The following is a 5,065-nucleotide window of genomic DNA, read 5'->3' as shown; positions in this document are numbered from 1 at the left end:
GCCTCCGCCGGCCTTCCGCCGCCTACGCGAGGCCGGGACCCCGCACCGGAATGCTGGTGAACGTCGGCGCCGGCGCGGGCTCGGTGAAGAAGTCGTTGCCCTTGTCGTCCACGACGATGAACGCGGGGAAGTCCTCGACCTCGATCTTCCAGACCGCCTCCATGCCCAGCTCCTCGTACTCCAGGACCTCGACCTTCCTGATGCAGTCCTGCGCGAGGCGCGCCGCCGGGCCGCCGATCGAGCCGAGGTAGAAGCCGCCGTGCGAGCCGCAGGCGTCGGTCACCTGCTTCGAGCGGTTGCCCTTGGCGAGCATGACCTTCGAGCCGCCCGCCGCCTGGAACTGCTCCACGTAGCTGTCCATCCGCCCCGCCGTCGTCGGGCCGAACGACCCGGAGGCGTAGCCCTCGGGCGTCTTGGCGGGTCCGGCGTAGTACACCGGGTGGTCCTTCAGGTACTGCGGCATCTCCTCGCCCGCGTCCAGCCGCTCCTTGATCTTGGCGTGCGCGATGTCGCGCGCCACGACGAGCGTGCCGGTCAGCGAGAGCCGGGTCTTGACGGGGTGCCTGGTCAGCTCGGCCAGGATGTCGTCCATGGGGCGGCCGAGGTCGATCCGTACGGCGTCGCTCTCGCCGCTCCGGTCCAGATGCTCGTCCGTGGTGTCGGGCAGGAAGCGCGCCGGGTCGGTCTCCAACTGCTCCAGGAAGACACCCTCGGCGGTGATCTTCGCGACCGCCTGGCGGTCCGCCGAGCAGGACACGGCGATCGCGACGGGCAGCGAGGCGCCGTGCCGGGGGAGCCGTACGACACGCACGTCGTGGCAGAAGTACTTGCCGCCGAACTGCGCGCCGATGCCGATCTTCTGCGTCAGCTCGAAGACCTTCTCCTCCAGCTCCTTGTCACGGAAGCCGTGGCCGGTGGGGGAGCCCTCGGCGGGCAGCTCGTCGAGGTAGTGCGCGGACGCGTACTTCGCGGTCTTGAGCGCGAACTCGGCGGACGTGCCGCCGACGACGATCGCCAGGTGGTACGGGGGACAGGCGGCCGTACCGAGTGAACGGATCTTCTCCTCCAGGAACTTCATCATGGAGGTCTCGTTCAGGACGGCCTTCGTCTCCTGGTAGAGGAACGACTTGTTGGCCGAGCCGCCGCCCTTGGCCATGAAGAGGAACTTGTACGCGCCGCCGTCGGTCGCGTACAGCTCGATCTGCGCCGGCAGGTTCGAGCCGGTGTTCTTCTCCTCCCACATGGTCAGCGGGGCCATCTGCGAGTAGCGCAGGTTGAGCTTGGTGTACGCGTCGTAGATGCCGTGCGACAGGGCCGCCTCGTCGCCGCCCTCCGTAAGGACGTGCTGTCCGCGCTTGCCCATCACGATCGCCGTGCCGGTGTCCTGGCACATGGGGAGCACGCCGGCGGCGGCGATGTTGGCGTTCTTGAGGAGGTCGAGTGCCACGAACTTGTCGTTGGACGAGGCGTCCGGGTCGTCGATGATCCTGCGCAGCTGGGCGAGGTGGGCCGGGCGCAGATAGTGCGAGATGTCGTGCATCGCCTCGGCGGCCAGCGTGCGCAGCGCCTCGGGGGCGACCTTGAGGAACGTACGGCCGTCGGCCTCGAAGGTGGAGACGCCGTCGGCGGTCACCAGGCGGTACGGCGTGGTGTCCTCTCCCAGAGGGAGCAGATCGGAGTACGCAAACTCTGGCATTTCGGCCATTCCTCACTCGACAGACGGCGGCTGACCTTCGTCGGGCAGCGCGCCTCTCAGCGTAAGACGTGGCGCGGGGGTGGTTCGGGTGAGGTGAGACTCAGTAGGAGGCGGAGATTTCGGCGTCGTACTTCGCGAAGCCCGCCGAGTCCCCCTAGTCGCGATCTATCGCGTTTCGCTACTCTGGTGCGGTGGACCTCGAAAAGCACTCCCAGAAGCCGGTCGCGCCGGCGGAGCCCGCCGCAGGTATCCGGGCCTCCGACGCCGACCGGGACCGGATCGCCGACATCCTCAGGGAAGCCCTGGCGCTCGGTCGCCTGGATGCCGAGGAGCACTCCGAGCGGATCGACGCCGTCTACCGCGCCAAGACCATGGGTGAACTGGAGCCGCTGGTCAAGGACTTGCCCGCGACGACCCCCGGCGGGCACCCGGCCGGGTCGCCGTACGCGTACGGCCCGGACGACGAGACCGAGCCCGCCGAGACGATGATCGCGATCTTCAGCAGCTCGACCCGCAAGGGCCGTTGGCGCGTGGACCGCCGTACGAACGCCTTCGCCCTCTTCGGCAACATCGAGATCGATCTGACCGAGGCGATCTTCGGCCAGCGGACGACCGTGATCAACGCGACCGCCATCTTCGGCTCCATCGAGGTACGGGTCCCGGAGAACATCTCACTGCGCGGCGGCGGCACCGGCATCTTCGGCAACTTCGAAGTCACCACGTTGGAGGGCACGCAGGCGGATGCCCCGGTCGTGATCGTCAACGGCTACTCGGTCTTCGGCAGCATCGAGGCCAAGCCGAAGCGCGGCAAGTTCATCGCGGACCTCAACAGGCGGCTGCGCAAGCACCTGGGCCACTGAATCCCGCTCCCCGCGTGGCCGATCAGTTCCGGTTCGGGTTCCGGTTGGGGCGCGGGCGGAGCGAGTTGGGCATGATTTCGAGATGAGGTCGGGGTGGCCCGGGGCCCGTGCGCGGCCCGGTGTCCGTCCTCCCGTACGGCTTCCGCACGGCGTTCCGCAGGTCGCATCTCAGTGCCACTCAGTGCTTAGGCGTGCGCACAGCGGGTAGGGACTGCTGCATCGTCTCTCGCTCGCGAAGCCGTCGTCAGGAGTGGACCGTGCTGCCATTGCCGCATCAGCCCCTGCAGGTCGCCGCCGTACCAACCCAGCGGAGTCCCGCTCGGGAGGATCAGGCCGGACCCTGGCATTCGGAGGCGGTGTGCCGCCGCGACGAAGCCGGGTTGTTCTTCGCCCCGTCCAAGGAGCCGACGGCCGCGAGGCTGGCCCGCGAGGAGGCCGCCAAGCGGGTCTGCGCCCGCTGTCCGGTGCTTGTCGACTGCCGGGAGCACGCGCTGCTTCAGCCCGAGCCGTACGGGGTCTGGGGCGGCCTGACCGCCGCCGAGCGCCGTGTGGTCCTGGCCCGCCGCAGACGACGTGAGGTGGAGCTGCGGAACGCGGCGTCGGCCACGGGCCGGATCGCCGCGGCCGGCTGACCGTCTGTCCCACTCGACCGGCTGTGACCGGGGCGCCCCTGCCGCACATGAGGAGCGCCCCGGTTTCACGCGTCGCCGGTCCGCACGGTGTCGCCGGTCCGCGCGGACGTTGCTGATCCGGACGGTCGTCGCCACTTCGCGCGGGCGTGGCTACTTCGCGCGGTCGAAGTCGATCGTGCTGTACGCGCGCAGCTTCGACAGCCGGTGCGTCGAGTCGATCTGCCGGATCGTGCCGGACTTGGAGCGCGTCACCATGGACTGGGTGGTCGCGGTCTCCGAGCGGTACCGCACCCCGCGCAGCAACTCGCCGTCCGTGATGCCCGTCGCGACGAAGAACACGTTGTCGCCGCTGACCAGGTCGTTAGTCGACAGCACCCGGTCCAGGTCATGCCCGGCGTCGAGCGCGCGCTGCCGCTCGGCCGCGTCCTTCGGCCAGAGCTTGCCCTGGATGACGCCGCCGAGGCACTTGATCGCGCACGCCGAGATGATGCCCTCGGGGGTGCCGCCGATGCCCATCAGCAGGTCGACGCCCGTGCCCTCGCGTACGGCCATGATCGAGCCGGCCACGTCGCCGTCCGAGATGAACTTGATCCGCGCGCCCGTCTCACGGATCTCCTTGACGATGTCGTCGTGGCGGGGGCGGTCGAGGATGACCACCGTGACGTCCTCGGGGGACGAGCGCTTGGCCTTGGCGACACGGCGGATGTTGACCGAGACAGGGGCGTTGATGTCGACGAAGTCGGCGGCCTCGGGCCCGGTCACCAGCTTGTCCATGTAGAAGACCGCCGACGGGTCGAACATGGTCCCGCGGTCGGCCGCCGCGAGCACGGCGATGGCGTTGGGCATGCCCTTGGCGTTGAGCGTGGTCCCGTCGATCGGGTCCACGGCGATGTCGACCTCGGCGCCGGTGCCGTCGCCGACCCGCTCGCCGTTGAACAGCATCGGGGCTTCGTCCTTCTCGCCCTCGCCGATGACGACGATGCCGTTCATCGAGACGGTCGAGACCAGCGTGCGCATGGCGTTCACGGCCGCGCCGTCCGCGCCGATCTTGTCGCCGCGGCCGACCCAGCGGCCGGCCGCCATCGCGGCGGCCTCGGTGACTCGTACCAGCTCAAGGGCGAGGTTGCGGTCGGGGGCCTCCGGAGAGACCTCCAGCGGTGACGGGAGTTGATGCTCGGTCATCGGAACGCACCTTTCTGTACGGCGACGGCCGGGAATGAGGGTGCTGCGACTCTATCGGTACGTCGACAAAATGAGCAGAGGGGCCCACGTATGAGCGTGAACCCCGGATGCGACCATGGAGGGGTGGCAGGTACGCGAAGCAGACAGCAGACGGTGCGGGACATGTTCCTGTCGATGGGAGTCATCGTCGCCGTTGCGGGGGTGGTCTACATCGCCAACCCGCACGACGAGGACGCGGATCCGCTCAAGGCGGTGGACTACCGGGTCGAGTTGACGACGGCGCAGCGCGCCGCGCCGTATCCGGTGGTGGCGCCCGAGGGCCTTCCGGAGACATGGAAGCCGACGTCGGTGTCGTACGCGCGGCAGGACGGTAACTCCTGGCATCTCGGTTTCCTCGATCCCGACCGCGAGTACGTGGCCGTGGAGCAGTCGACGGACCCGGCGGCGAAGTACATCGCCAAGGTCACGCACGACGCCAAGGACACCGGGAAGAGCGCGCGCGTGGGCGGCGAGGCGTGGCAGCGCTGGGAGGGGCCGAAGTACGACGCCCTGGTGCGCACCGCCGACGGCGCGACGACGGTAGTGACGGGTACGGCGCCGTACGAGCGGCTCGTCGAGATGGCGGAGGCGCTGGAGTCCGGCGAGTCCTGACCGGTGCGGATCGCGGATACGACGAGGCCGCCGCCCCTGCCGGG

Annotated in this window: 5 protein-coding genes; 3 read left to right on the top strand and 2 right to left on the bottom strand. The window is 69.2% G+C overall.

Translation table 11 applies throughout. The features are described 5' to 3' along the window. Positions 1-22: 22 nt before the first annotated feature. The gene (locus ACFUN8_RS36950; RefSeq protein ID WP_383647709.1) at positions 23-1,705 is read right to left on the bottom strand and encodes a fumarate hydratase; all 1,683 of its coding nucleotides are present in this window, start codon (positions 1,703-1,705) and stop codon (positions 23-25) included. Between the two features lie 182 nt (positions 1,706-1,887). Between ACFUN8_RS36950 and ACFUN8_RS36945 the strand changes: the two genes are divergently transcribed. Beyond that, the gene (locus ACFUN8_RS36945; RefSeq protein ID WP_383647707.1) at positions 1,888-2,556 is read left to right on the top strand and encodes a DUF1707 domain-containing protein; all 669 of its coding nucleotides are present in this window, start codon (positions 1,888-1,890) and stop codon (positions 2,554-2,556) included. Between the two features lie 257 nt (positions 2,557-2,813). Beyond that, positions 2,814-3,188, top strand: a complete 375-nt coding sequence (locus ACFUN8_RS36940) for a WhiB family transcriptional regulator (protein WP_031229762.1) — start codon at positions 2,814-2,816, stop codon at positions 3,186-3,188. Positions 3,189-3,338: 150 nt separating this feature from the next. Here ACFUN8_RS36940 and glpX read toward each other — a convergent pair whose 3' ends face one another. Next, positions 3,339-4,370 (bottom strand): class II fructose-bisphosphatase, encoded by a 1,032-nt coding sequence (glpX, locus tag ACFUN8_RS36935; protein WP_383647704.1) that lies wholly within the window; start codon positions 4,368-4,370, stop codon positions 3,339-3,341. A 90-nt stretch (positions 4,371-4,460) separates the two neighbouring features. Here glpX and ACFUN8_RS36930 point away from each other — a divergent pair, with 90 nt between their 5' ends. Then, the gene (locus tag ACFUN8_RS36930) at positions 4,461-5,021 is read left to right on the top strand and encodes a DUF4245 domain-containing protein (RefSeq protein WP_383647702.1); all 561 of its coding nucleotides are present in this window, start codon (positions 4,461-4,463) and stop codon (positions 5,019-5,021) included. Positions 5,022-5,065: the final 44 nt, after the last annotated feature.

It is taken from the genome of Streptomyces sp. NPDC057307 (genome assembly GCF_042667665.1).
In the GTDB taxonomy this organism is placed as follows: Bacteria; Actinomycetota; Actinomycetes; order Streptomycetales; family Streptomycetaceae; genus Streptomyces.
The sequence above is the reverse complement of the archived record's forward strand: the minus strand, read 5'-3'. Positions and strand labels throughout refer to the sequence as shown.

What these genes read in the sequence shown, in the direction of transcription:
- ACFUN8_RS36950 (WP_383647709.1), bottom strand. Translation starts at nt 1,705, where the DNA reads ATGGCCGAAATGCCAGAGTTTGCGTACTCCGATCTGCTCCCTCTGGGA.
- glpX (WP_383647704.1), bottom strand. Translation starts at nt 4,370, where the DNA reads ATGACCGAGCATCAACTCCCGTCACCGCTGGAGGTCTCTCCGGAGGCC.
- ACFUN8_RS36930 (WP_383647702.1), top strand. Translation starts at nt 4,461, where the DNA reads ATGAGCGTGAACCCCGGATGCGACCATGGAGGGGTGGCAGGTACGCGA.